The sequence below is a fragment of the Microbacterium sp. NPDC087589 genome (assembly GCF_044743635.1).
Lineage (GTDB): Bacteria > Actinomycetota > Actinomycetes > Actinomycetales > Microbacteriaceae > Microbacterium.
Genome location: NZ_JBIUWV010000001.1, coordinates 1,106,241 through 1,131,457, shown reverse-complemented (window position 1 = coordinate 1,131,457; position 25,217 = coordinate 1,106,241). Strand labels below are relative to the sequence as shown.

27 protein-coding genes and 1 tRNA gene are annotated in these 25,217 nt (G+C 67.4%); 15 read left to right on the top strand and 13 right to left on the bottom strand.

Features of this window, described 5'->3' with window-relative positions; genetic code table 11:
• Positions 1-118 precede the first annotated feature (118 nt).
• Complete coding sequence (locus ACIOU8_RS05580) at positions 119-916, top strand: cation-transporting ATPase (protein WP_400786674.1); 798 nt, start codon at positions 119-121, stop codon at positions 914-916.
• On the top strand, positions 913-1,623 hold the full coding sequence (locus tag ACIOU8_RS05575; protein ID WP_400786672.1) for a DedA family protein: 711 nt from the start codon (positions 913-915) through the stop codon (positions 1,621-1,623). Before ACIOU8_RS05580 ends, ACIOU8_RS05575 begins: the two co-directional genes overlap by 4 nt.
• 13 nt (positions 1,624-1,636) lie before the next feature.
• Here ACIOU8_RS05575 and ACIOU8_RS05570 read toward each other — a convergent pair.
• Positions 1,637-1,709 (bottom strand) — tRNA-Leu (locus ACIOU8_RS05570).
• Between the two features lie 341 nt (positions 1,710-2,050).
• On the opposite strand from ACIOU8_RS05570, the gene ACIOU8_RS05565 reads away from it, so the two are divergent.
• From ACIOU8_RS05565 to ACIOU8_RS05555, 3 genes are all read left to right on the top strand, one after another.
• On the top strand, positions 2,051-3,298 hold the full coding sequence (locus tag ACIOU8_RS05565) for an amino acid deaminase/aldolase (protein ID WP_400786670.1): 1,248 nt from the start codon (positions 2,051-2,053) through the stop codon (positions 3,296-3,298).
• Positions 3,295-4,608 (top strand): D-arabinono-1,4-lactone oxidase, encoded by a 1,314-nt coding sequence (locus ACIOU8_RS05560; RefSeq protein WP_400786668.1) that lies wholly within the window; start codon positions 3,295-3,297, stop codon positions 4,606-4,608. The genes ACIOU8_RS05565 and ACIOU8_RS05560 overlap by 4 nt, the downstream gene beginning before the upstream one ends.
• A gap of 88 nt (positions 4,609-4,696) precedes the next feature.
• Positions 4,697-5,263, top strand: coding sequence for a LemA family protein (locus ACIOU8_RS05555; RefSeq protein WP_042542063.1), 567 nt, complete (start codon positions 4,697-4,699; stop codon positions 5,261-5,263).
• 72 nt (positions 5,264-5,335) lie between these two features.
• Here ACIOU8_RS05555 and ACIOU8_RS05550 read toward each other — a convergent pair whose 3' ends face one another.
• Together ACIOU8_RS05550 and ACIOU8_RS05545 are read right to left on the bottom strand one after the other, a co-directional pair.
• Positions 5,336-5,827 carry a hypothetical protein gene (locus tag ACIOU8_RS05550; RefSeq protein WP_400786666.1) on the bottom strand — a complete coding sequence of 164 codons (492 nt, stop codon included), beginning with the start codon at positions 5,825-5,827 and terminating at the stop codon, positions 5,336-5,338.
• The gene (locus ACIOU8_RS05545; RefSeq protein ID WP_400786664.1) at positions 5,824-7,086 is read right to left on the bottom strand and encodes a winged helix-turn-helix domain-containing protein; all 1,263 of its coding nucleotides are present in this window, start codon (positions 7,084-7,086) and stop codon (positions 5,824-5,826) included. Before ACIOU8_RS05545 ends, ACIOU8_RS05550 begins: the two co-directional genes overlap by 4 nt.
• Positions 7,087-7,166: 80 nt before the next feature.
• Here ACIOU8_RS05545 and ACIOU8_RS05540 point away from each other — a divergent pair, with 80 nt between their 5' ends.
• Together ACIOU8_RS05540 and ilvA are read left to right on the top strand one after the other, a co-directional pair.
• Positions 7,167-8,363 carry an AI-2E family transporter gene (locus ACIOU8_RS05540; RefSeq protein WP_400786660.1) on the top strand — a complete coding sequence of 399 codons (1,197 nt, stop codon included), beginning with the start codon at positions 7,167-7,169 and terminating at the stop codon, positions 8,361-8,363.
• Entirely contained in the window at positions 8,360-9,589 is a 1,230-nt protein-coding gene (gene ilvA, locus ACIOU8_RS05535; protein WP_400786658.1) for a threonine ammonia-lyase, read from the top strand. Before ACIOU8_RS05540 ends, ilvA begins: the two co-directional genes overlap by 4 nt.
• 72 nt (positions 9,590-9,661) lie before the next feature.
• On the opposite strand, the gene greA is transcribed toward ilvA, so the two are convergent.
• Positions 9,662-10,150 carry a transcription elongation factor GreA gene (gene greA / locus ACIOU8_RS05530; protein ID WP_400786656.1) on the bottom strand — a complete coding sequence of 163 codons (489 nt, stop codon included), beginning with the start codon at positions 10,148-10,150 and terminating at the stop codon, positions 9,662-9,664.
• A gap of 96 nt (positions 10,151-10,246) precedes the next feature.
• Positions 10,247-10,633, bottom strand: a complete 387-nt coding sequence (locus tag ACIOU8_RS05525; protein ID WP_400786654.1) for a DUF4307 domain-containing protein — start codon at positions 10,631-10,633, stop codon at positions 10,247-10,249.
• 69 nt (positions 10,634-10,702) lie between these two features.
• On the opposite strand from ACIOU8_RS05525, the gene ACIOU8_RS05520 reads away from it, so the two are divergent.
• Positions 10,703-10,987 (top strand): hypothetical protein, encoded by a 285-nt coding sequence (locus tag ACIOU8_RS05520; RefSeq protein ID WP_400786652.1) that lies wholly within the window; start codon positions 10,703-10,705, stop codon positions 10,985-10,987.
• A 15-nt stretch (positions 10,988-11,002) separates the two neighbouring features.
• Here the strand turns inward: ACIOU8_RS05520 and ACIOU8_RS05515 are convergent, their stop codons facing one another.
• Positions 11,003-11,683, bottom strand: coding sequence for a hemolysin III family protein (locus ACIOU8_RS05515; RefSeq protein WP_400786919.1), 681 nt, complete (start codon positions 11,681-11,683; stop codon positions 11,003-11,005).
• Positions 11,684-11,827: 144 nt separating this feature from the next.
• Here ACIOU8_RS05515 and ACIOU8_RS05510 point away from each other — a divergent pair, with 144 nt between their 5' ends.
• Together ACIOU8_RS05510 and ACIOU8_RS05505 are read left to right on the top strand one after the other, a co-directional pair.
• Positions 11,828-12,607 (top strand): isoprenyl transferase, encoded by a 780-nt coding sequence (locus ACIOU8_RS05510; RefSeq protein ID WP_400786916.1) that lies wholly within the window; start codon positions 11,828-11,830, stop codon positions 12,605-12,607.
• A 267-nt stretch (positions 12,608-12,874) separates the two neighbouring features.
• Entirely contained in the window at positions 12,875-14,194 is a 1,320-nt protein-coding gene (locus ACIOU8_RS05505; RefSeq protein WP_400786913.1) for a PhoH family protein, read from the top strand.
• 198 nt (positions 14,195-14,392) lie between these two features.
• Here ACIOU8_RS05505 and ACIOU8_RS05500 read toward each other — a convergent pair whose 3' ends face one another.
• From ACIOU8_RS05500 to xseA, 6 genes are all read right to left on the bottom strand, one after another.
• Positions 14,393-15,229 carry a DUF559 domain-containing protein gene (locus tag ACIOU8_RS05500; protein ID WP_400786650.1) on the bottom strand — a complete coding sequence of 279 codons (837 nt, stop codon included), beginning with the start codon at positions 15,227-15,229 and terminating at the stop codon, positions 14,393-14,395.
• Positions 15,230-15,438: 209 nt separating this feature from the next.
• On the bottom strand, positions 15,439-16,857 hold the full coding sequence (locus tag ACIOU8_RS05495; RefSeq protein WP_400786648.1) for a class II fumarate hydratase: 1,419 nt from the start codon (positions 16,855-16,857) through the stop codon (positions 15,439-15,441).
• The gene (locus ACIOU8_RS05490) at positions 16,854-17,543 is read right to left on the bottom strand and encodes a carbonic anhydrase (protein WP_400786645.1); all 690 of its coding nucleotides are present in this window, start codon (positions 17,541-17,543) and stop codon (positions 16,854-16,856) included. The genes ACIOU8_RS05495 and ACIOU8_RS05490 overlap by 4 nt, the downstream gene beginning before the upstream one ends.
• Positions 17,544-17,545: 2 nt before the next feature.
• The gene (locus ACIOU8_RS05485; protein ID WP_400786643.1) at positions 17,546-18,184 is read right to left on the bottom strand and encodes a DUF4245 family protein; all 639 of its coding nucleotides are present in this window, start codon (positions 18,182-18,184) and stop codon (positions 17,546-17,548) included.
• On the bottom strand, positions 18,181-18,420 hold the full coding sequence (locus tag ACIOU8_RS05480; protein WP_290161427.1) for an exodeoxyribonuclease VII small subunit: 240 nt from the start codon (positions 18,418-18,420) through the stop codon (positions 18,181-18,183). The genes ACIOU8_RS05485 and ACIOU8_RS05480 overlap by 4 nt, the downstream gene beginning before the upstream one ends.
• Before the next feature lie 31 nt (positions 18,421-18,451).
• Positions 18,452-19,744 carry an exodeoxyribonuclease VII large subunit gene (xseA, locus tag ACIOU8_RS05475; protein ID WP_400786641.1) on the bottom strand — a complete coding sequence of 431 codons (1,293 nt, stop codon included), beginning with the start codon at positions 19,742-19,744 and terminating at the stop codon, positions 18,452-18,454.
• A gap of 54 nt (positions 19,745-19,798) precedes the next feature.
• Between xseA and ACIOU8_RS05470 the strand changes: the two genes are divergently transcribed.
• From ACIOU8_RS05470 to ACIOU8_RS05460, 3 genes are all read left to right on the top strand, one after another.
• The gene (locus ACIOU8_RS05470) at positions 19,799-20,878 is read left to right on the top strand and encodes a 4-hydroxy-3-methylbut-2-enyl diphosphate reductase (RefSeq protein WP_400786639.1); all 1,080 of its coding nucleotides are present in this window, start codon (positions 19,799-19,801) and stop codon (positions 20,876-20,878) included.
• A 2-nt stretch (positions 20,879-20,880) separates the two neighbouring features.
• The gene (locus ACIOU8_RS05465; RefSeq protein WP_400786637.1) at positions 20,881-21,672 is read left to right on the top strand and encodes an IclR family transcriptional regulator; all 792 of its coding nucleotides are present in this window, start codon (positions 20,881-20,883) and stop codon (positions 21,670-21,672) included.
• A gap of 278 nt (positions 21,673-21,950) precedes the next feature.
• Positions 21,951-22,490 (top strand): DUF6264 family protein, encoded by a 540-nt coding sequence (locus ACIOU8_RS05460; RefSeq protein ID WP_400786634.1) that lies wholly within the window; start codon positions 21,951-21,953, stop codon positions 22,488-22,490.
• Between the two features lie 61 nt (positions 22,491-22,551).
• On the opposite strand, the gene fbaA is transcribed toward ACIOU8_RS05460, so the two are convergent.
• Complete coding sequence (gene fbaA, locus ACIOU8_RS05455) at positions 22,552-23,580, bottom strand: class II fructose-bisphosphate aldolase (protein ID WP_400786631.1); 1,029 nt, start codon at positions 23,578-23,580, stop codon at positions 22,552-22,554.
• Between the two features lie 182 nt (positions 23,581-23,762).
• Between fbaA and glpX the strand changes: the two genes are divergently transcribed.
• The gene (gene glpX / locus ACIOU8_RS05450; RefSeq protein ID WP_400786629.1) at positions 23,763-24,749 is read left to right on the top strand and encodes a class II fructose-bisphosphatase; all 987 of its coding nucleotides are present in this window, start codon (positions 23,763-23,765) and stop codon (positions 24,747-24,749) included.
• 170 nt (positions 24,750-24,919) lie between these two features.
• Positions 24,920-25,216 carry a hypothetical protein gene (locus ACIOU8_RS05445; protein ID WP_400786627.1) on the top strand — a complete coding sequence of 99 codons (297 nt, stop codon included), beginning with the start codon at positions 24,920-24,922 and terminating at the stop codon, positions 25,214-25,216.
• Position 25,217: the final 1 nt, after the last annotated feature.

Genomic DNA, 25,217 nt, shown 5'->3' with positions numbered 1-25,217 from the left:
CCCGCCGGCCCGTGAGGGTGGAGGAGACCTGGCGTCCGTATCCGCGGACGACCATGGACCCCTCACCGCATCGCTGTCGAGACCTGTGGCCGTCCACATCCACGAAGGACTCGTCACCATGGGAAAACTCAACCGACTGCTCGGGATGGCCGCTCGCGCTCTCGATCTCGACGAGACCGGATCCCGCACAGATCGCAGCGGTTCGCGCGGCGCGACGCCCCCTTCATCGGCCGGGCCTCAGACCGGCACCGATCGATACGCGCCTCCGCCCGCGCGCCCTGCGGGTCGGGATCCCTACTCGCCCCCTGCAGCCGGCGCGCACGGTGCGGTGTCGGATGCCGATCGGGCGGCGATCGCGCGGTACGACTACCTTCTCGAGACCGCTGATCCGCACCGAGTCGAGCAGATCCACCGAGAGGCGTTCGCGCGCCTGACTCCGGCTCAGCGGTCGCGAGTGCAGGAGCGCATGAACACGGAGCTCGCTCCGGGTGAGCGTCCGAGATCGTCGTCTCCCGACGATCTCGCCCGCGCGGCCGGTCGTTCCGAGGCGGCGAGTCCGGGGCGCATGCGCGGCGTCCTCTCGAGAGTGCGCGGGTTCGGCGCCGCCGGTGCGGTCGGCGGAGCTGCGGTGGGCGCGCTGGGGATCGTCGCGGTGGGGGCGGTCGGCAGTGCCGTCGCTGCTCCGCTCCTCGAGCAGGCGGCCGGACTCGGCGTCGACTTCGATGCCCTCGCGCAGGGCGTCGATGTCGAGGCGATCACGAGCGGCCTCGGTGGCGAGGAGCTTGCGGGAGCTGCGGAAGGAGTCCTCGGGTCGGCCGGTGAGACTGTCTCGGGTCTCGGGGATACCGCGAGCGAGTGGGGTCAACGGCTCGGAGATCTCGGGATCCCGGGACTCGGCGATCTGTTCGGCCGATGAGCGCCGCCAGCATGACCGCGACCTACTCCTCAGCGACGGATCACGGGTTCTCCGGCCTCACCGGATTCGCAGCAGACGTCCTCACTCAGCTCGGCGACATCGGTGTGGGTGTGCTGGTGTTCCTCGAGGTGCTCGTTCCGCCCATCCCCAGCGAGGTGATCCTGCCGTTCGCGGGGTACCTCAGTCAGAGCGGCGACCTCGCGCTCGGATGGCTGATCCTTTGGAGCACCCTCGCGTCGTGGATCGGTGCGCTCCTGCTCTATTGGCTCGGGGCCGCCATCGGCGTCGAACGAGCGGTGCGGCTCCTCTCCGCCACCAAGCTGGTCAGCCACGCCGACCTCGATCGCGGAGTGCACTGGTTCCGGCGGAGCGGCGCGTGGACGGTGCTCGTCGGGCGGATGGTTCCCGGGGTGCGGAGCCTCATCTCGATTCCTGCGGGTGCGACTCGCATGAATCTGGTCCGATTCAGCGCATACACGATCGTGGGCAGCGGCATGTGGAACACGCTGCTCATCGGGGTCGGTGCTCTACTCGGAACCCAGCACGAGCAGCTCGAGCACCTGCTCGGGTACCTCGACTACGTCGTGTATTCGGCGCTTGCCATCGCGCTCGCCGTGCTGATCCTCCGACGCATCCGTGAGGCGAGAGCGTCCGGCGTGCGGAGTGTGCACACACGCGACGCCGAGGATCGACGCGTCGAGGACTGAGCAGAGCACGAAGTGCCCCCGCTGGGACTCGAACCCAGACTGAAGCGATTTTAAGTCGCCTGCCTCTGCCATTGGGCTACGGGGGCTCCATGCCGTGACTGGCTCAGAGTACACGGGGAGTCCTCGGTGACGGCGGAAGGCAGCGACATGCTTCCACCGCTCGTCCGAGCGAAGGGGGACGGGCGTCCCAGCGCCCGTCCCCCTGTGATGCTGCTGAGACAGCATCGCCACCCCCCGGCAACCGACCGCGCACGGCCGATGAGACCGCCACGGATGTCGGTCTCAGTGATAAAGACGGCGATCCATGCTGTTCGTTACGACGGCGGCCGCCGATCTATCGAGATTTCCAGATTCGAGTCACGACCGGCCGTGCAACTCGATCTCCGAAACGATGAAACCGAGTCCGTCCACCCCATAGGGTGGGGGAGTGCTCGACCTCACCGCCGATCTGAGCCCCGATGAGGGACGGAACTCCGTGTCTCCCGAGTGGCGCGACCCGTCACGATACTGGCCGCGCCTGTCTGCGGCGACCGGCCATCTGCCCGCTCCCGTGGCGGTCATCGATCGGGAAGCGCTGCGCTACAACGCCCTCGATCTGCTGGTCCGTGCGGGAGGGCTGCCCATCCGTGTCGCGTCGAAGTCCGTGCGGATTCGCTCGGTGCTCGACGCGGTGCTGCAGATACCCGGGTTCAGAGGGATCCTCGCCTTCACGCTGGCCGAGGCGCTGTGGCTCGCCGAGACGCACGACGACATCGTCCTCGGCTATCCGACGGTCGACCGCGCGGGACTCGCGCAGCTCTTCGAATCCGAGGAGGCGGCGCGACGGATCACCCTGATGGTCGACGATCCGGCGCACCTCGACATCATCGACAGCGTGGCGCCCGCCGGGAGCCGGCCGGAGATCCGGATCGCGATCGACGCAGATGCGTCGTTGCGATCGGTCGCGCTCGGCCACATCGGAGTGCGGAGGTCCGCTCTGTTCACCGCGGGTGAGGTCGCCGCGTTCGCACGCAGCATCGTGCGCCGCCCCGGCTTCCGGCTCGTCGGGCTGCAGATGTACGAGGCTCAGATCGCGGGCCAGGGAGACAATGCCGGAGCGGACGCGCCGGTGATCCGTCTCATGCAGGCGCGTTCGCGATCCGAGTTGCGCGAGCGTCGGGCGGCGATCGTCAGCGCATTGTCGGAGGTCGCCTCGCTCGAGTTCCTCAACGGCGGTGGAACCGGCTCGCTCGAGTTCACCGGCAGCGACGAATCGCTGACCGAGGCGAGCGCGGGCAGCGGACTGCTCGGCGGGCATCTCTTCGACGGATATCGAGCGTTCCGCCCGGCACCGGCGTCAGCCTTCGCCTTCGACGTGGTGCGGCGGCCCGCCGCGGACATCGCGACGGTGCTCGGTGGCGGGTGGATAGCCTCGGGCCCAGCCGTCGCGTCACGACAGCCGCTGCCCGTCTGGCCCCAGGGGCTGCGCACGCTGTCTCGTGAGGCCGCAGGCGAGGTGCAGACGCCGCTGCAGGGTCGGGAGGCCGAGCGGCTCGGAGTGGGCGACCGCGTCTGGTTCCGCCACGCGAAGAGCGGCGAGCCGGCCGAGCGCATCGACAGCTACCAGCTCGTCTCAGGCGATGAGATCGTCGACGAGCTTCCGACGTATCGCGGCGAGGGGAAGGCGTTCCTGTGACCCGGATCGGGGGCACCTGGCAGAACTGGGCGAGGTCTGCGCAGGTCACACCGCTTCGCGTCGAGCGCCCGCGCACCCCCGAAGGGGTGCAGCGCGCCGTCCGTGCCGCGACCTCGCAGGGACTCACCGTGAAGGCTGTCGGTGCGGGGCACAGCTTCACGGGCATCGCCGTGGCGCCCGGGGTGCTCTTGGAACTCGATGACATGCAGGGTCTGATATCCGCCGACGCGACTACCGGGAGAGCTACGCTGCTCGCGGGAACACGCCTGCATCGCATCCCTGCGCTCCTCGCACCGTTCGGCCTCGCGATGGAGAACCTCGGCGACATCGACCGGCAGTCGATCTCGGGTGCGGTCTCGACGGGGACGCACGGCACCGGAGCAGGCTTCGGCGGTCTCGCGACTCAGGTCGTCGGTGCGACCCTGGTGACCGCCGCAGGGGAGTTCCTCCGGGTGGACGAGGGGCAGAACGCCGATCTGCTTCCTGCGGTCGCGCTGGGCCTCGGCGCGCTCGGCATCCTGGTAGAGGTGACGCTGCAGTGCGTGCCGATCTACCTCATGGAGGCGGTCGATGAGCCTGCGCCGCTCGACGAGGTGCTCGAGACCCTGCACGACCGGGTCGCGGCAACAGATCACTTCGAGTTCTACTGGTTCCCGCACACCGACATCGCTCTCACCAAGAGACAGACGAGGGTGCCCGAGTCGACGAGGCGACAGCCGCTTCCTGTGTTGGGACGTTGGATCGACGAGACGTTGCTCTCGAACGGCGTGTATCGGGCGGTGTGTGCGACCGCACAGACGGTGCCTGCCATCACGCCGCCCTTCAACAGGCTCGCGGTGAAGCTCACGGGTGACCGACGGTACACCGAGTTGTCACACCGAGTTCTGACCCAGACCCGCACCGTGAGGTTCCGCGAGATGGAGTACGCGGTGCCCGCCGAGAGCGTCGTGCCGGCATTCCGCGCTGTTCGAGACCTCATCGAGCGGCGCGGGTGGCGCATCGAGTTCCCGATCGAGGTGCGCTTCGCGGCGGAGGACGACAGATGGCTGTCGACTGCGTATGGCAGGGCGAGCGGGTACATCGCAGTCCACCGCTACTGGCGCGCCGACCCCTCCGCGTACTTCGAGGCCGTGGAGCGGATCATGCTCGAGCACGGGGGACGCCCGCACTGGGGCAAGCTGCACACGCAGACGGCGGAGCAGCTGCAGGAGCGCTATCCCCGTTTCGCCGACTTCACCGCGCTGCGCGACAGGCTCGACCCCGATCGTCGGTTCACCAATCGGTACCTCGATCGGGTTCTCGGCGCATGATCCGGTTCTGCGCTTGACCGCGCGCACCCAGTCGACGCGCAGGCAGCGCCGATAGGATGAGACAAACACGAGGAAGGGTGGGCCTCTGATGGAATGGCTCGTGCCGGTACTGATCGTCGTCGGTGTGATTCTGCTCATCGGAATCTACCTCTGGGCGACCTACAACTCGCTGGTGCAGCTGAACGTCCGCGTCGACGAGGCGTGGAGCGGCATCACAGTTCAACTGAAGCGCAGGGCCGATCTCATACCCAACCTCATCGAGACGGTGAAGGGCTACGCCTCGCACGAGAAGGCGGTCTTCGAGAACGTCACTCGCGCCCGAGCGGAGACGCTCTCGGCCGGCAGCCCCGGCGAGGCGGGGATTGCAGAGGGACACCTCCAGCAGGCGCTCCGCAGCCTCTTCGCGGTCGCAGAGGCGTATCCGCAGCTGCAGGCGAGTCAGAACTTCCTGCAGGTGCAGCAGGCCCTCGTCGACACCGAAGACAAGATCCAGGCCGCGCGCCGCTTCTACAACGGCGGGGTCCGAGAGCTGAACACCAAGATCAAGGTCTTCCCGAACAATCTCTTCGCGAAGGGGCTCGGATTCACCGAGCGCGAGTTCTTCGAGGTCGCCGACAGCGGCGCGATCTCAGAACCTCCACGCGTGCAGTTCTGATCTGCAGGAAGGCCCGATGCGCACAGGCGCATCGGGCCTTCTGCGTCTGCGGATGCTGACCCGGAGCAGTGCTCACCACACGTCGAGATCGACGTCGCCATCCTCGACGGTCACGTCGCCGCGAAGCGTCCATGATTCCGTGCGATAGGTCTCGGTTCTCGGGCCACGGTCTTGCCCGGTGCCCGACACGGTCGCGACGAGGATGCCGCCCTCGGCGATGAATCCGTCCTCCGTCAGCGTCAACACCGGCAGCTGTTCGATCCGGAAGCGGACGTCATCGACCGAGGCGAACTCGGTGCCCCACGGGATCCTGATCCCGCACTCGTCGGGGACGGCACCCTCGGCAACTCCGGCGGACGTGCAGTCCTCGAGGTGCTCGTCGAGCGACTGCTGCGCCAGGACCTGCAGATCGATGTCGGGGTCGGGCGTCGTGGAGCTCATGACCGTCGCGGTGGCCTGTGGCGACGGGATGCCGCTCGACGCCTGCCACAGCAACACGGCCGCCCCCACGGCCAGAAGCGCGGCGATACCGCCGCCGATAGTCCATGCGAGGCGGCGATTCACTCGATCGCCTCCCTGGCGTGCACGTGGCGACGCACCGATGCGTCTGCGCGGCCGGACAACGCTGCATGCAGATCTTCGGCTGCGGTGCCCCACCGCGAGACGGAGATGTGCTCGAGCCCCTGCCACGCCGCCGCGAGCGCGAGCTCAGCGGCGATCTTCTCGGCATCCGCGTCAGGTTGGGACTGAGGCTCCCACCAGGCCGATTGCACCTGAAGCGTCGACGTCGCGCGGTCGGCCTTCAGATCGACGCGCGCCACGATGCGGTCACCGACGAGGACAGGAAGCGAGTAGTACCCGTATCGTCGCTTCTCGGCAGGAACGTAGATCTCGATCCGGTAGTCGAGCTCGAAGGCGCGCAGCGCCCTGTCACGGAACCAGACCACCGGATCGAACGGCGTCAGAAGTGCGGCGGCGTCGATCCTGCGTGGCAGCACCGCATCGCGATGTCGCCAACTGGGCAGCGGGCGACCACCGCGGTCCCAGCCGCGCACGGAGACCGGGACGATCTCGCCCACGTCGACCAGATCCGCGATCGCCTGCGTCACCGCCGCGCGATCGCGGATGCGGTGGTAGTCCGCGAGGTCCGATTGGGTCGCGACTCCCGACGATCGCGCCGCTCGCCGGGTGAGCTCGCGGATCGCCTCCTCCCGGGGCACCTGCTGCGACAGTATGGCGTCGGGGATCACCTGCTCGGCGAGCGCGTAGGTGCGCTCGAAGCCCTTCCGGCCGCTGATCGCCACGTCGCCCGTGCGCCAGAGATGCTCGAGGGCGAGCTTCACGTCGTCCCAATCCCACCAGGTGCCTCGCTCGCGAGGAGCATCGTCTCGGAGGTCCGCCGGTCGCAGCGGACCCCTGGCGCGGAGTTCATCCTGCACCCAACGGAGAGTGCGCGTGTTGGTGCTCATCCAGGAGTCGGCAGCCGCCCATCTGGCGCGGAAATGATCCATGCGGAATCGCCAGAGCGGCCAGTCCTCGATGGGGATGAACGTCGCCTCGTGAGCCATGTATTCGACGTAGTGGGTCGTGCGCGAGTGGAAGACGCGATCGAAGAGCGCCGGCTCGTAGGCACCCAGACGCGAGAACAGCGGCATGTAGTGAGAACGCGCGAACACGTTGACCGAGTCGATCTGCAGCACGCCGAGGCGGTCCATCGCCCGGTGGATGTGCCGCGCCGACACCGACACGGGGCGCGCACGTGAGAAACCCTGAGCGGCGAGTGCGATGCGACGGGCCTGGGCAGCGCTGAGGGTGTCGGTCACCACGTCAGGGTATCGCCGGTCTCCGACATACGGGCCCACGCCCGTCAGGACCTGTGGTGACAGCGCCTTAGACTTGGGCGATGAGCGAAGAGCAGCGACCGCGGCTGAGAGATCTCTTCCGACCGCGCCCTGTGTCCCCAGACCGGAATCCCACCATCGACGCCGATGCGACAGTGCCCGTCGGGCTGCGCATCGCGGCGGCATACGCGTGGCGGCTGCTGTTGCTCGCGGCCGTCGTCGCCGGCTTCATCTGGCTCGTCATCGAGCTCAAGCTTCTCGTCATCCCGCTGATGGTCGGCATCCTGATCACGGCGCTGCTCTGGCCGGGTTTCCAGTGGATGCTGCGCCACCGCTTCCCCCGCTGGCTGGCCGTCACTCTCTCGATCCTCGGCACGCTGTCGATCGTGTCGCTGCTGCTGTGGCTCGTGATCTGGCAGATCCGTGCGCAGCTCCCCGACGTGCAGGAGCGCAGTTCCCAAGCGATAGACGAGTTCCGCACGTTCCTGCTCGACGGCCCGCTGCACCTCAGCGAGTCGCAGATCCAGGGGTACATCGACCAGGGGCTCGAGATCATCAACGAGCAGACGCAGGCTCTGCTGAACGGCGCCCTCGCGGTCGGCACGACCGCCGCGCATGTCGTGACCGGAGCGGTGCTCTCTCTGTTCATCCTCATCTGCCTGCTGGCCGACGGGCGCGGCATCTGGAAGTGGACGCTGCGCCTCTTCCCCCGTGCAGCACGCCCCGCCGCCGACGCCGCAGCGAGCAACGGCTTCGCGACGATCGTCAATTACGCGCGCACCCAGTTGCTCGTCGCCGCGATCGACGCCGTCGGCATCGGCCTCGGAGCCGCGCTGCTCGGTGTTCCGCTGGCCATCCCCGTCGCAGTCCTCGTGTTCCTCGGCTCGTTCATCCCGATCGTCGGTGCCGTCGTGACCGGCGCGATCGCCGTGCTGCTCGCCCTGGTCTACAACGGCCCCTGGATCGCGCTCGCGATGCTGGCCGTCGTGCTGGGAGTGCAGCAGCTCGAGGGCCACATCCTGCAGCCGATCCTGATGGGCTCGGCCGTCAAGGTGCATCCGCTCGCCGTCGTCCTGGTGGTCGCCGGGGGGTCGATGGTCGGCGGTATTCCCGGGGCGCTGTTCGCGGTGCCTCTCGCGGCCTTCGTCAACGTCGCCGCCGTGACAGTCAGCACCGGTGCCTGGCGCACCGGCGATCAACCCGACGCAGACCTAATCTGGAGCACAGTGCCGCGCGAGCGCACACGGAGGAACCGATGAGCGCAGTCCCCAGCCTGACCGAGTTCGAGAATGCCGCTCAGAGTCTGGCCGAGGTGATCACGCGAACGCCGACGCTGCCCTCGCGCGCTCTGTCGGATGTCCTCGGAGCGCCGGTCGTGCTCAAGATGGAGAACCTTCAGCGCACGGGGTCCTTCAAGATCCGCGGATCCGCATATCGCCTCTCCCAGCTGAGTGCCGAAGAACGCGCGCGCGGCGTGGTCGCGGCGTCCGCCGGAAATCACGCGCAGGGCGTCGCCCTCGCGGCACAGACCCTCGGAATCCCGGCGACCATCTTCGTGCCGATCGGCATTCCGGTGCCCAAGCTGCTGGCGACCAGGAGCTACGGCGCCGAGGTCGTGCTCGAGGGAGAGACCGTCGCCACGTCGCTGCGGCTCGCCGCCGAGTTCGCCGAGCGCACGGGAGCGGTGATCATCCATCCGTTCGATCACCGCGATGTCGTCATCGGCCAGGGCACGCTCGGACTCGAGCTGCTCGAGGATGCTCCGGACGTCGACACGATCGTGCTCGGGATCGGCGGGGGAGGCCTGATCGCCGGTGTCGCCGCCGCGGTGAAGGCCAAGGCTGCCGAGCTGGGCCGCACAGTCCGCATCATCGGCGTCCAGGCCGAGAACGCCGCGGCGATGCTTCCCTCACTCGAAGCGGGATACCCGGTCGACATCGAGACGAAACCCACGATCGCCGACGGCATCCTGGTCGCACGCCCTGGCGCCATCCCGTTCGAGATCATCAAGGACCTCGTCGACGAGGTCGTCACGGTGACGGACGACGACCTCGCACGCGCCATCCTCGTGCTGCTCGAGCAGTCCAAGGTGATCGCGGAGCCGGCGGGTGCCGTCGGAGTCGCCGCGATCCTCGCTGGCAAGGTGAAGGCCAGCGGCAAGACCATGGCCGTGGTCTCCGGTGGCAACATCGACCCACTGCTGCTGCAGCGCGTGGTCTCCCACGGTCTGGCGGCATCCGGCCGGTATCTGACCATCCGCATCCCGTTGCCCGACCGTCCCGGTCAACTGGCGCGGGTGTCCGAGCTGATCGCGGAGGCCGGCGCCAACGTGATCGAGGCCATGCATACGCGGCACGGACACGGCCTGCAGATCAGCGAGGTGTTCCTCGAGCTCAGCGTCGAGACCCGCGGTGCCGAGCACTCCGAGCACACCCTCGACACGCTCCGCCACGCCGGTTTCCAGCCGATCGTCGTGCCGGACTGACACGCACAGATGCCCCGTCCGCTCGGAACGGGGCATCTGCGTGTCAGGGCGTGAGCCCGATGCTGACCGGTGTCAGCCCGTGTAGGTCTCGACCTTCACGATCTCGACCGAGATCGCGCGGCCGTTCGGAGCCTCGTACGACGACTTCTCGCCGACCTTGAGGCCGAGGATCGCCTGTCCGAGGGGGCTGGCCTCGCTGTACACGTCGAGGTCGCTGCCCACGGCGATCTCGCGGCTGCCGAGCAGGAAGACCTCTTCGCCGCCGGCGACGATCGCGGTGACGACGGTGCCGGGTTCGACGACGCCGCGGCTCGCGGGCGCCTCACCGACCTTGGCCGTCTTGAGAAGGTTCTCGAGGGTGCGGATCCGCGCCTCCTGCTTGCCCTGCTCGTCCTTGGCGGCGTGGTATCCGCCGTTCTCCTTGAGGTCGCCCTCTTCGCGTGCCGCTTCGATGCGCTTGGCGATCTCTTCGCGACCGGTGGTGGAGAGGTGCTCGAGCTCGGCGACGAGCCGGTCATACGCTTCCTGCGTGAGGAAGGGAACCTGAGCGTCAGTAGACATGACGAAGCTCCTTCGGTAGGTACCCGGCGACGTTCCGCGGGGGATATGCCAAGACGCCCCGGCACGGTGCCAGGGCGTCATCTGTCTGGCACGAGTCTAGGCGACCCAGCAGCTGTTCACCAAACCTGTCGTCGCGGCTGAGACGGTGGGAACCGTCGCCGAGAGCGCCTGCGAATGCGTGTCTCCGGCAGGGATCTCGACGACCTTCCATCCGACCACTCCGAACTCCTCGTCGAGCGCCTCGACGACGCACGCCACGTCCTTGCCCTGCACTCCGGTGATCTGAAAGCGCACGGTGACGCTGTGCTCGTCGACCAGGTCGAAGCCGAGGTCGTCGGAGTCGACCGCGTTCATCTGCGACGTCACGATCATCCAGCCGAATGCGCCGACGAGAAGTGCGGCGAGGGTGATGACGACGATCCACGGCGCCCGTCGGGTGCGGGTGCGGCCATAGCGGGCATCGAGCTGTTCTGCGGTCGTCACGGGGTGGGTCTTCCGGTCGTTAGGCTGGTAACTCCAGGTTATGCGACCTGCGCATGAAAGGCAGACTCCATGCTCGCTCTGACCGAGACCCCGATGCCGACGCCCTCGATGACGGTGGCACCGGAACTGGTCACGCCCGGTTTCGTAGGCTTCGCTGCTGTGGTGATCATCCTGATCGCGGTGGTCCTGCTGATCCTCGACATGAATCGTCGGATTCGTCGGGTCCGCTACCGCGAAGAGGTCAGGGAAGAGCTCGATGCCGAAGAGGCCGCGCTCGCGGCTGACGAGGCGACCGAGACGGATGCCGATCTGCCGATCGTCCGCGAGGGCGACGACGACCCCGAGAAACGCTGACCGGCCCGGAGCTGCTCAGGCCCCGAGCGACGGGGACAGCGGTTCCAGCGCGATGAGCAGGCACGCGACCCAGTGGCACAGGAAAGCGAGCACCGTGCACAGGTGGAAGATCTCGTGGAAGCCGAAATGGCCGGGCCACGGGTTCGGCTTCTTCAGTGCGTAGACGATCGCGCCGCCCGTGTAGAGCAGGCCGCCGATGATCACGAGCGCCATCATGGTCGCGTTCGCGACGAAGAGATCGGCGAGGTACATCACCGCCGCCCATCCGAGCAGCAGGTAGAGCGCGACATACAGCCACCGAGGTGCGTTGATCCAGAACACCCGGAACAGGATGCCGACCAGCGCACCCGACCAGACGAAGACGAGGAGCAGCGCGCCCTTGCCGGGCGGGAGCGCGAGCACGGCGAGTGGGGTGTACGTGCCGGCGATCAGGAGAAGGATGTTCGCGTGGTCGATCCGCTTGAGGACGATCTTGACCTTCGGACTCCAGTCGATCCGGTGATACAGCGCCGAGTTGCCGAACAGCAGCAGCGATGACGCCATGAACACTGCGGCGGCCCACTTCGCGGCCCCGCCCTGAGCGACGGCGATCAGCACCACACCGGCGACGATCGCGATCGGGAAGGTGGCCGCGTGCAACCAGCCCCGCCAGGTGGGCTTGATCTCGACGGCGGCGTCGTGCGCCGCATCCTCCATGAGGGGCAGCTGAGGGACATCGGGTACCGAGGAGTCGGGTGTGCTCACGCCCTCACTCTATGCGGGCGACCATGCAGGCGAGCGTACATAACCTGAGCGTCAGCCCCTGTCACTCCGGCGCCGGCACGATAGCGTAGGGAGGTGATGTCACGCGATGTTCAGGGGCGGGGGCCGCTGTACCGGCTCTACACCAGCAGGCTTCGCCGACACCTCGACCCGGAGTCGGTTCCGCATCACGTAGCCATGATGATCGATGGCAATCGACGATGGGCCAGACAGCTCGGCTACGAGACTCCTGCAGAGGGGCACAGGGCGGGTGCCGCCAAGATGCGGGAGTTCCTCGGATGGTGCGACGAGCTCGGCATCCGTGTGGTGTCGCTCTATCTTCTGTCGAGTGACAACCTGCTCAAGCGCGACTCGGCCGAGCTGGCCGACCTGATCGAGATCATCGCCGAGCTTGCCGAGGCGCTGTCGCGCGAGGTCAACTGGCGCGTGAAGCACGTCGGCCGCTCCGACATCCTTCCCGCCGAACTCGCGAGAGTGCTCGACGACGCGCAGGAGCGCACGCGTGACCACACGGGGCTGCATGTCAACCTCGCGGTCGGCTACGGCGGTCGCAACGAGATCGTCGACGCCGTGCGCAGCATCGTCACGGCGCACCAGGCGTCCGGGGGAACCATCGAAGACCTCGCCGCGCATCTGACGCCCGAGATGATCGGCGAGCATCTCTACACCGGTGGACAGCCGGATCCCGATCTCGTCATCCGCACGAGCGGAGAGCAGCGGCTGAGTGACTTCCTGCTGTGGCAGAGTGCACACAGCGAGTTCTACTTCGTCGAGGCGCTCGGGCCCGATCTGCGCCAGGTCGACTTCCTCCGAGCGATCCGTGACTTCGCGGATCGCGATCGGCGCTTCGGTCGCTGACATCTCGGACGACGCCGTCGGACACGATTCGTTAATCAACGCGTAACGAGCTCTTGGCGTGTCGAGGCGAGCGAATGTCGGCGCGTGGTCGTAGCTTCTAGGCATCGGGCAAAGCGCCCGTCGGGTCGGCCTCAGGTTGACGACTCGTGACCCCCTGGTCGACTCGTTCGAACACACCGGGATTCCCCGGGTCGGGAGTGGGTCGTGACCTCACGTACAGCGCAGCAGTCCACAGGCACCGCGCAGCAGTCCACCCGTAAGACGACGATGCGAGCAGCGTCCGCTGATCCTGATCAGGATCTCCGGACCTACGTGCTCGACACGTCCGTCCTGCTGAGTGATCCTCAGGCCTTCTTCCGGTTCGCCGAGCATTCGGTGGTCCTTCCGGTCGTGGTCATCACCGAACTCGAGGGCAAGCGCCACGACCCCGAGATCGGCTACTTCGCGCGTCAGGCGCTGCGTCACCTCGACGACCTGCGTGTCGAACACGGGCGGCTGGACTTTCCCGTCGAGGTCGGCGACGGCGGCACACTCCGCGTCGAGCTGGCCAACACCGACGCCTCGGTTCTCCCCGCCGGGATCCGGCTGAGCGACAACGACACCCGCATCCTCTCGGTCGCGATGAACCTCGCGCAGGACGGACAGGACGTCACGATCGTCTCGAAGGACCTTCCGATGCGGGTCAAGGCGGCGTCCCTCGGCCTTCGTGCCGAGGAGTACCTCGCCGAGCAGGCCATCGACTCGGGGTGGACCGGCATCACCACGCTCGACCTGTCGGGCGATGACATCAGCGATCTCTACGAGAGCGAGGTCGGCATCAGTGAAGACGCCAGGGGCCTGGCGGTCAACACCGGACTCATCATCCATTCCGAGCGCGGGTCAGCTCTCGGCAGGGTGACCGGCGACGGCGAGTACAAGCTCGTGCGCGGCGATCGCGACATCTTCGGCATGCACGGCCGATCCGCCGAACAGCGGATCGCGATCGACCTGCTCACCGACCCCGACATCGGCATCGTCTCGCTCGGCGGACGTGCGGGCACCGGAAAATCGGCGCTGGCGCTCTGCGCCGGTCTCGAGGCGGTCCTCGAGCGGCAGCAGCAGAAGAAGATCATCGTGTTCCGACCGCTGTTCGCCGTGGGCGGCCAGGAGCTCGGCTATCTGCCCGGCGACCAGGGCGAGAAGATGGGGCCGTGGGGACAGGCTGTCTTCGACACACTCGGCTCGGTGGTCTCCGGCAACGTCATGGAGGAGATCGTCGAACGGGGCATCCTCGAGGTGCTTCCGCTCACGCACATCCGCGGTCGCTCGTTGCACGACGCGTTCGTGATCGTCGACGAGGCGCAGTCGCTCGAGCGCAACGTGCTGCTGACGGTGCTCAGCCGAATGGGGCAGAACTCTCGAGTGATCCTCACCCACGACGTCGGTCAGCGTGACAACCTCCGTGTCGGCCGCCATGACGGCATCGCCAGCGTCATCGAGACCCTCAAGGGGCACGACCTCTTCGCCCACGTGACCCTGATGCGTTCCGAGCGCTCCGCCATCGCCGCCCTCGTGACAGAGCTTCTGGAGGGAGGCGAGCTCAGCTGAGCTGACTCCTCGACAGCGGATGCCGTGGTCTCACGGCATCCGCTGTCGTGGCTCCGAGGATGCGTCGTCGATTCGCTTCCGTCTGCGGTTCATCTCGGGGGCCGACACGCCATACGTCGCCCTTCTTGAACCGATGCAGTCGACATCTGGTGTGTCGGCCCCCGGAATGAGCATCGGCGCCAAAGAACGGTCATACTGTCAGCTGAGATCCTCCGTGCGGCGGATAGCCGCCATGACGGCAGCCTGCACGGAGGGCCAGTCATGGATGACCTGTGCGTAGTCGAAGCGCAAGGTCTCGTACCCCTGCGCGGAGGCTCTGGCATCCCGGACGAGATCCTTGTGGCGACGATCATGACCGGCGTGGTTCTCGCGCCCGTCGACTTCGAGAATGAGCCGCCCGCCCAGGACGAAGTCGACGCGACCGACGCCGTCGATGGTCACCTGAGCAGTGAGGACGATGTCGAGCAGGTGAAGTCTCAGGCGGAGGATCGATTCGAGTCCGCTCTCCGAACCGTCTTGTGCGAGCTCGAAGAGCCACCGGGCGGATGCCGGGAGAGCCGCCCGGATCCGGAGGCGCGCCGCGCGTGTCAGGGCGCGACGCTGCAGAGCGGACTCGAATGAGGCGAAGAACGACTCCTCGCCTTCGCAGCGGAACAGGTGGATGAGAGCCGTCTCGACATCGACGACTCCGAGTGGCACAGTGCCCCGGAAGAAGTGGCTTCGGCATCGGCATCCGTCGTGCTCATAGGTCCGGCCGCGCCGGCCGATCCAGACGTGCACGCGGTCCGCGTCTGCGAGGACCCACACGCCGTGATGGCGCAGCGCCGCGCTGCAGGTGAGGGCGCCGCCGTGCGCAGCGGCTCGTCGGAGCGATTCAGGGATTGTCGGCGAGGCGAACAGTCCCGGCCGGATGCGGTCGATGTGCCCTGCCCGCACAGCTCTCGTGAGGGCGGGGCGGTCGAGACCGTGGTGCTGGAGGCGCGTTCCGCGAGCGAGCCCGCCAAGGCGATCGAGGGTGAGTCGTGGATCGAGCATCCCCGCATCGTGGCAGTTCTCTCTGCGCCATGACGTCACGCGTGGGCGTCCTTCCGGCATCGGTGCAGAAACCGCTGGCGTGCGACCAGTTGCAGGAACAGTGCTCTGTCACACACATCGGGGGCCGACACACCAGCTGCCGAGCGGGAAAGCCTCCTGCGCTCGGCATCCGGTGTGTCGGCCCCCGAAGTGGTCGGACCGGCTCGCGATCAACCGGGGTGGGTCATCGACAGCAGATCGAGCTTCTCGTCCAGCTGCTCCAGCGTGAGGTCGCCGCGCTCCACGTATCCGAGGTCGATGACCGCGTCACGCACCGTGATGCCCTTCGCGACCGAGTGCTTGGCGATCTTCGCCGCGGCCTCGTAGCCGATGAGCTTGTTGAGCGGGGTGACGATCGACGGGCTCATACCGGCGAATGCCGCGGCGCGGTCGAGGTTGGCCTGCAGCCCGTCGACGGTCTTGTCGGCGAGCACGCGCGACGCGTTCGCCAGCAGACGGATCGACTCGAGTACTGCGGTGCCCATGACCGGGATGGCGACGTTCAGTTCGAAGGAGCCGGAGGCGCCCGCCCACGCGACGGTCGCGTCGTTGCCGATGACACGGGCGCACACCATGAGCACAGCCTCGGGAACGACCGGGTTGACCTTGCCGGGCATGATCGACGACCCGGGCTGGAGGTCGGGGATGTGCAGCTCGCCGAGACCCGTGTTGGGGCCCGAGCCCATCCACCGCAGATCGTTGTTGATCTTGGTCAGCGAGACCGCGATCGTGCGCAGCGCACCCGACGCCTCGACGAGTCCGTCGCGGTTGGCCTGCGCCTCGAAGTGGTCCTTCGCCTCGGTGATCGGCAGCTCGGTCTCGGCGGCGAGCAGCTCGATCACCTTCTGCGGGAACCCGAGCGGCGTGTTGATGCCGGTGCCGGTGGCAGTGCCGCCCAGCGGGACCTCGGCGACGCGGGGGAGCGCGGACTGCACGCGCTCGATGCCGAGGCGCATCTGACGGGCGTAGCCGCCGAACTCCTGGCCGAGGGTGACAGGGGTGGCGTCCATGAGGTGCGTGCGACCGGACTTCACCGCGTCCTTCCACAGCTCGGCCTTCGCCTCGAAGGCGACGGCGAGGTGGTCGAGCGCGGGGATGAGCGTGTCGATGAGCGCCTGCGTGACGGCGATGTGCACGGAGGTCGGGAACACGTCGTTCGACGACTGTGAGGCGTTCACGTGGTCGTTCGGGTGCACGTTCGCGCCGAGGATGCGGGTCGCGAGAGTGGCGAGCACCTCGTTCATGTTCATGTTCGACGACGTGCCGGAGCCGGTCTGGTACGTGTCGACGGGGAACTCGCCGTCGTGAGCACCTGCGGCGACCTGGTCGGCGGCCTGGGCGATCGCGTCGGCGATGGCTCCGTCGAGGGTTCCCAGCTCCTTGTTCGCGAGCGCGGCAGCCTTCTTGATACGCGCGAGCGCAGCGATCTGCGTCGATTCGAGGCCCTTGCCCGAGATCGGGAAGTTCTCTACGGCGCGCTGCGTCTGGGCGCCATAGAGAGCGTTCACGGGAACCCGCACCTCACCCATGGTGTCGTGCTCGATGCGGTACTCCGCTGCATCGCCGCTGCGCTGGTGTGTGTCGGTCATTCCGAACCCTCCTTGGTTGCGGGGCCGTGCCCCTCGGTGTCGATTCCGTCGGTGTCGATTCCGACCGTGATGACGGGCACCGCGGTGCCCTCGGCCAGACGGTAGTTGGCTCCCACGATGCCCAGACGGCCCTCGGAGACGGCGCTGGAGATCACCTCCGACGACTGCAGCAGGTCGCGGACGGTGTTGCGCAGGTGCTCTGCGCCGACGAGATCTGCGTCGATCTCGGCGACTGTGGTGCCACCGCGCTCAGCCAGCACCTTGCGGGCCGCGGGGACGATCGGGGCGATGAGCTTCCAGATGTGCGGCGGCAGGGGAGCGGCGTCGATGGCCGTTCCGTCGATGGCGGCGCGCACGGCTCCGCACGAGTCGTGCGCGAGGACGACGATCAGAGGCACGTTCAGCACGGCGACCGCGTATTCGAGGCTCGCGACGATCGACTCGCCGATCACCTGACCGGCGTTGCGGACGACGAACAGGTCGCCGAGTCCGAGGTCGAAGATGATCTCCGCAGCGAGGCGCGAGTCAGAGCAGCCGAACAGAGTGGCGACCGGATGCTGTGCCTCAGCGAGGTGCCGGCGGCGAGCCACGTCCTGGTTCGGGTGCTGAGGCTCATCGTCGACGAATCGCTGGTTGCCGTCCTGCATCTGCTTCCAGGCAGCAGCGGGCGTGAGCGCGTGGGTCATGTTCACTCCGAGAGTTCGCGGATCTGGGGGACGAGAGACTCGGCGAGTTCCGCGGTGGAGTCTGCGGACCGCGAACCGTAGAGGAGCAGGTAGTCGTCACCCGCCTGGGTGCCGATGGCGTAGGTGAGATTCTGCTTCGCGCCGGCATCGCCGAGGGCGTAGACATCCCACTCGAGGCCGCCGATCGACGTCGTGTCGGTGGGCGCGGTGCCGTTGAGCCGCTGAGGGGCCCACGAGGAGTCGGCGTCGAAGGCCTGTGCGAGCTTGATGAAGCCGCGCTCGTCTTCGGCTGACGGTGCCAGGGTGACGTCCCAGACCACGGTGGCACCGCTCGTGAGCTCGGCGGTGTTGACCCGCCAGAAGTCCGCCAGGTCGGGCACGATCACGGGGCGATCCATGGTGGATTCCACGTCGGTGGCGATGCCGACCACGTCGATCTCCCGCGTGTTCGCCGGTTCCCCGCGGGGAACGGCCAGCACGATCACCGTGACGATGGCCAGTGTGACGATCAACGCGGCCACCAGGCTGCGAACGGTCTGGCTCGAGCGGTACGCCTTGCTCGAGGCGGCCTTGCGCGCCGCTGTCTCCTCCGGCGTTTCCGGACGCCCGAGCTCAGCGACGATGGGAGCCGGCTTGTTCACGATTCGTCTCCGTCGGCGCTGCCGGTCGATGTGGCGCGCGCAGCCTCGAGGCGACGCTTCGCGCCGAGGAGCCACTCCTCGCAGCGAGCGGCGAGCGCCTCGCCGCGTTCCCAGAGAGCGAGCGACTGCTCGAGGGTCGGAGCGCCCTGTTCGAGCTCCGAGACGACCTTCACCAGCTCGTCGCGAGCGGCCTCGAATGACAGCGTGTCCACGGGGGTGTCGTTCAGCGCACTCACGCCTCCATCCTACGCCGTGCGCAGGGGCCGCTCAGCCGGAGCGTGGCACCGGTGCTTCCTCGATCTCGCCCTCCGAACGCGCCGCGACAGAGCCGCGGTCGACGGTGATCGTCAGCCTGCTGCCCGCCGGAGCATCCGCTGCGTCGCGAAGGATCTTTCCGCCGTCGAGGTGAGCGATGGCGTAACCGCGCGACAGTGTGGCTGCGGGCGAGAGCGCCCGCAGTGAGGCTCGCAGCTCGCTGGTCGCTCGGCCGGCCGCATCGTGCTGACGGGTGATCGTGTCGCGTCCGCGAGACAGCAGCAGCCACACATCCTGAGAACGCGAGTCGATGATCGGGTCGGGGGACCGCAGCGAGGGACGCGAGCGCAGCTGCTCGAGTTGCGCGATGTCGTGCGAGAGGCGCTGCGTGAGTCTGGTCGTCGCTCTCGAACGCAGCTGTGCGATCAACGCCCTCTGCTCGCTGACGTCGGGGACGACGCGCTTCGCGGCATCCGTCGGAGTCGAGGCGCGCAGATCGGCGACGTCGTCAAGCAGCGGGTGATCGTTCTCGTGCCCGATCGCGCTGACGATCGGAGTGGATGCTGCCGCCACGGCCCTCACGAGACGCTCATCGCTGAATCCGAGAAGCGTCTGCGGGTCGCCGCCGCCTCGTGCGATGACGATCACGTCGACATCCGGGTCGGCGTCGAGACGCGCCAGCGCTGCGAGAGTCTCCGGCACGCACCGGTCGCCCTGCACGGCCGCGTACTCGGTGCGGAAGCGCACCTGGGGCCAGCGCAGCTCCGCGTTGCGGTGCACGTCCTTCTCGGCATCGGACCTCTCACCGGTGATCAGACCGATCACGTGCGGGAGGAAGGGCAGTCGCTTCTTGCGCGAGGGATCGAACAGGCCCTCCTGGCGCAGCTGCAGTCTGAGCTTCTCGAGCTTCTCGAGCTGATCGCCGAGACCGACGTGCTTCATCGCGGAGACGGCGAAGCTGAAGTCGCCGGCCTTCACGAAGTAGTCGGCCTTGACCGCGGCCACGACATGGTCGCCCACGGCCAGGTCCCCGGGGATCCGCGGGCGCACGCTCGACCAGATCCGAATCGAGATCTGCGCGTCGGAGCGGGTGTCCTTGAGGCGCGCGAAGATGTTGCCGCCGCGCACGTTCCAGGAGGTGATCTCGCCCTCGACCCACACGGTGTTCCAGCGGGCCACGAAGTCGCGGATCGTGCCGTTCAGGCGTGCGACCGACGTCGGAGCATCGGACGATGAGTCGCGCGGAGCGACCGCATCCGCCGGTGGAGTCTCGCCGGATCTCGTCGAAGCTTCGAAGACCGTCATCCGCTCAGTGCACCTTCCCGCTCCTGCTCAGGTTGTCGACGGTAGAATTCAAGAGTGACCTCGACTGCCGTTCATCTGCCCCTTCCGCGCGTTCCACGAGTACGTGGGGCGGCCGGGCGGCTTCAGGATAACCCGGTACTCGGGAACAAGCGCGTTCTGCTCGCCGCTCCGCGCGGATACTGCGCCGGCGTCGACCGTGCTGTGGTCGCTGTCGAGAAGGCACTCGAGCGCTACGGCGCTCCCGTCTACGTGCGCAAGCAGATCGTGCACAACATCCATGTGGTGTCCGAGCTCGAAGACAAGGGCGCGATCTTCGTCGAAGAGGTCGATGAGGTGCCCGAGGGCGCTCACGTGGTCTTCAGCGCGCACGGTGTCTCGCCGGCCGTCGTCGAGGCGGCATCGGACCGCGGGCTGCACGCGATCGACGCGACCTGCCCGCTGGTCACGAAGGTGCACCGCGAGGCCGTGCGGTTCGCCCGCGACGACTTCGAGATCCTGCTCATCGGGCATGAGGGCCACGAAGAGGTCGAGGGCACAGCCGGAGAAGCCCCCGAGCACGTGACCATCGTGAACTCGCCGGACGAGGCCGACACCGTGCAGGTGAAGGATCCGTCGAAGGTCGTCTGGCTCTCGCAGACCACGCTCTCGGTCGACGAGACCATGGAGACGGTGAACCGGCTGCGGGCTCGGTTCCCCGAGATGCACAATCCACCGTCCGATGACATCTGCTACGCGACGCAGAACCGTCAGGTCGCCATCAAGAAGGTGGCGGCGAACTCCGATCTCGTGATCGTCGTCGGTTCGTCGAACTCGTCGAACTCGGTGCGTCTGGTCGAGGTCGCACTCGAGTACGGCGCGAAGGCCGCCTACCGCGTGGACTATGCCGAAGAGGTCAAGCAGGAGTGGCTCGACGGCGTAGCCACGGTCGGCGTCACCAGCGGAGCATCGGTGCCCGAGGTACTCGTCCGCGAGGTCCTCGATGCGCTCGACGGAGCGGGGTACCGCGACGTCGAAGAGGTCAAGACGGCGGAGGAGGACCTGATGTTCTCGCTGCCCAAGGAGCTTCGCCAGGATTCCGCAGGCCAGCGCGATGCGCGTGCGCTGGGAGGCCGTTCCTCCAGCGGGAACGCCTGACGGTGGCCGCCACGGAGGCGGCGCCGACGCTGATCGGCTCAGTGCAGCGTGCTCTCCGACTGGTCGACATGGTCGCGAACTCGTCACGGCCGGTGCCGGTCAAGACTCTCGCGGCACGAACCGGTCTGACTCCGGGTACGACGTACAACCTCGTACGGACGCTGGTGCACGAGGGGTACCTCGTGAGCGAACCCGACGGTCTGGTGCTCGGCGAGAACTTTCCCGCCTTCCGGAAGCAATCCGATGCGGGCGGCGTATTCTTCGCCCACGTCCGCGCGGCGCTGCGCTGGGCCACGACGGAGGTGGGCGCGACCGCCTACCTCTCGCGATACGAGGATGGCGAGCTGCACCTCGTCGACATCGTGGATGCTGCTCGCAGCCCGCGGATCGATCTGTCGGTCAGTCTCGACTCGAGCGCTCATGCGACTGCGCTGGGCAAGCAGATCCTCGCGGATCTGAGCCGTGAGGAACGGATGGACTATCTCTCGCGTCACCCGCTGGAGCAGCTCACGCCCCGCACGATCAGGGACCCGCGGGCTCTGCTGACGGCGCTCGAGCAATCCCGCGGATTCGCGGTGGATTGTGAGGAGTACGCGATCGGCAATGCCTGTGTCGCCGTGCCGGTGGTCGCTCCGAACATCAGAGCGTCACTCGCGGTCTCGCTTCCGGTGGGCCATCGGCGTCTCGAGTACGGCCTCGTCGAGAAGCTCATGGCCGTGGCGCGGCGGCTATCGCTGCAGTTGGGCGCGGATGCGCTGAGCGGCGGCACGTCCCGTCTCGCGACCTCGCTCTGACGTTCGCCGCCGCACCTGGTCGCTGCTCTTCACTATCTGAAGAAGTGCCACTGGTGCTCGGGCACGCGCTTTCCCTAACATGTGAGGTGTAGTCGTCTGTGCAATCGGCGCTACTGGTGGTGGAACGTCCCCAGCGTTCCTCGACCCACTTGGATGACGAACGTCCCCAGCGTTCCGAGTCCGCGGCCCCGAGGAGTCCCCACTCCTCCGGGGCCGCCATCATGTTCGGCTCTCGCAGCCTGTGAGGATCTCCTAGCCGATCGGACTAGCATGCTGGGATGACGGACCAGCGGCCCCAGTACGGCGAAATCGCGACCCTCGACGAGCAGCGAAGGGCAGCAGGGCTGCCTCCGCTGGGCGAGGTTCCGGTCGTCGAGGCGGGCGCGCCGTCGGACCAGGCCATTCCGGCCGACGGTGCAGGGGCCGGTCCGGCCGCCGCGCGTCCGCGTCCGGTCGACCGTTTCGTGACGATCGCCCTGCTCGCGTACGGTCTGGTGAACGTCGTCATGACGGGCCTGTCGTACCTCGACTTCTCCACTGCGATGAATCAGATGATGAGCGTGCTCGGTGTGGATGGGGAGTTCACCAACTACGCCGAGGGCAGGACCTGGGGCACGATCGCCGCGATCGTCCTCGCAGTCGGCTGGTCGCTCACCGCGTATTTCTCGATCCGTCGTCTGCGCAGCGGCAAGCTCTCCTGGTGGGTGCCGCTCGTCGGTGCGGCCGTCACCCTGCTCGTGGCGTCCGTCTGCGCGGCGATCCCGCTCATGAACGATCCGGCCTTCATCGACTTCGTCGCGAAGACAGCCGGGCAGTGACCGTCTGAACGACAGATGCCCCCGGCCGATCGGCCGGGGGCATCCTGCTGTCAGGCGGACGTCAGCTCTGGGACTGTCCGTAGGAGCCGAGCTGACGGGTGGACTCGACGACGCGAGCTGCCATGGCCGTCTCGGCGATCTTGCCCCAGGCGCGCGGGTCGTACTGCTTCTTGTTGCCGACCTCGCCGTCGACCTTCAGGACGCCGTCGTAATTCTTGAACATGTAGTCGGCGATCGCACGGGTGTACGCGTACTGCGTGTCGGTGTCGATGTTCATCTTGATGACCCCGTTGGCCACGGCGAGGGCGATCTCGTCGTCCGTCGAGCCCGAACCGCCGTGGAAGACCAGGTCGAGAGGCTTCGCGCCGGTGTTGTACTTCGCCGCGACCTGCTGCTGGATCTCGCCGAGGAGCTCGGGGCGCAGCTTCACTCCGCCCGGCTTGTACACACCGTGGACGTTGCCGAACGTGAGAGCGGCGATGTAGCGACCCTGCTCGCCGAGGCCGAGCGCCTGCACGGCCTGGTCGACGTCTGCGAAGGTCGTGTAGAGCGCGTCGTTGGATCCCTCGTGAGCGACACCGTCTTCTTCGCCGCCGACGACGCCGATCTCGACCTCGAGGATCGCGTTGATGTTCTTCATGCGGGGGAGGAGATCCTTGGCGATCTCGATGTTCTCCGCGAGCGGCACAGCCGAGCCATCCCACATGTGCGACTGGAAGATCGGGTTGCGCCCTGCCTTGACCTCGTCTTCGGAGGCGGAGATCAGCGGCTCGACGAAGCCGGCGAGGGCGTCCTTCGGGCAGTGGTCGGTGTGCAGCGCAACGGTGATCGGGTAGTTCTTCGCGACCTCGGTCGCGAAGCGGGCGAAGGCGAGCGCTCCGGTCGCGCGTGCCTTGACGGTGTGGCCGGCGAAGTAGTCCGCTCCACCGGTCGTGACCTGGATGATTCCGTCGGAACCTGCCTCGGTCAGGCCCTGGAGGACCGAGTTGATCGTCTGCGAGCTCGAGACGTTGAAAGCCGGGTAGGCGAAGCCGCCGGCCTTCGCGCGGTCGAGCATTTCGGCGTACTGATCCGGGGTGGCGACGGGCATGAGAACTCCTGCGATTTGGGAAGCCGGGACAGCAGTCACTCTATCGGGGCTGACTGCCGGATGCTGTCGGAGCCGACCGTGCGACCACCTCCTCCTGCGCCCACGTTAAGAATTGAACTTCCTTCGTCAGTGTCGGGCGGAAAACAGGCGCTTCAGGCGCGCCTGATCGTTAGGCTGACCGCATGGTTAGTCTTACAGCGGATCTGAGCCCCCTTCGTCCCGATCGAAACCTCGCGATGGAGCTGGTGCGGGCCACTGAGGCAGCCGCCATCCGTGCTGTTCCCTTCATCGGTCGCGGAGCGAAGGAAGCGGCGGATGGTGCAGCCGTCGATGCCATGCGTGCGTTTCTCGGAACCGTGGCCTTCCAGGGCCGTGTCGTGATCGGCGAGGGCGAGAAGGACAACGCACCGATGCTCTTCAACGGCGAGGAGGTCGGCACCGGCAGCGGCCCGGAGTGTGACATCGCGGTCGACCCGATCGATGGCACGTCTCTGACTGCGGCGGGGCGCCAGAACGCTCTCTCCGTCATCGCGGTGTCCGACCGCGGGTCGATGCTCGACGCGTCGAGCGTCTTCTACATGGACAAGCTCGTGACGGGTCCCGCCGGTGTCGGAGTGGTCGACATCCGCCTTCCGATCGGTGAGAACATCCGCAAGCTCGCGGGAGCTCTCGGAAAGCCGGTGGATGAGATCGTCGTGTCGGTGCTGAACCGCCCGCGTCACGAGCAGCTGATCCAGGAGATCCGGGATGCCGGCGCGGGAACGCGACTGATGAGCGACGGCGACGTCGCCGGTGGCATCAACGCGGCCCGTCACGCCGCCCGCACCGACATGTGCGTGGGGGTCGGCGGCAGCCCGGAGGGAATCGTGACGGCGTGTGCGATCAAGGCGCTCGGCGGGCACATCCAGGGGAGGCTCTGGCCTCGCGACGACGACGAGCGCCAGCGCGGCATCGATGCGGGCCTCGACATGGACAAGGTCTACGAGGCCGACGACCTCGTGCGCGGAGACAACACGATCTTCGTCGCGACCGGCGTCACGGATGGCCAGCTCGTGGCCGGCGTCCGGCGAGAGGCCGGGTACATCTACACCGAGAGCGTCGTGCTGCGCGGTGCATCGGGAACTCTGCGGAGGATCGCCTCCGAGCACCTCGTCTCGAAGTGGCTCTGATCTCTGAGATCTGACTTCTGAGACTGCGCGGAGCCGGTCATCGTTACCGACCCGGTACCGCGGTGCACAGCGTCGAGCCGAGGTTTCTCGCGCGTCCGTGTCACAATTGACACTGGATTTGTCGCCGTCGACGGAGCCGCCAGGCACCGCAGGCACAGGAGGGCAGACCGATGACAACGCAGCAGACGAACGGCTCCAAGGCCGCGCCGACCAAGATCGTGACGACGCCCACCGGTCGAATCATGCGGATCAACGTCGATGAGGCCGGGGTGCCACTTGCGACTGGGACTCCGGCGCCGCCTGTGGTCACGACCGCTGTCACCGACCCCGCTCGCCGCGCCGACGTGCTGTTCCGAAAGCGCCTCGATGAGGGGCATGAGGTCAGCTCCTGGTGGATGATCGGCGCATTCGTCGTGACCAGCGGCCTCGTCATCCTTCTGCTCAGCGGCGTGCCGGGCGTCGCCTGAC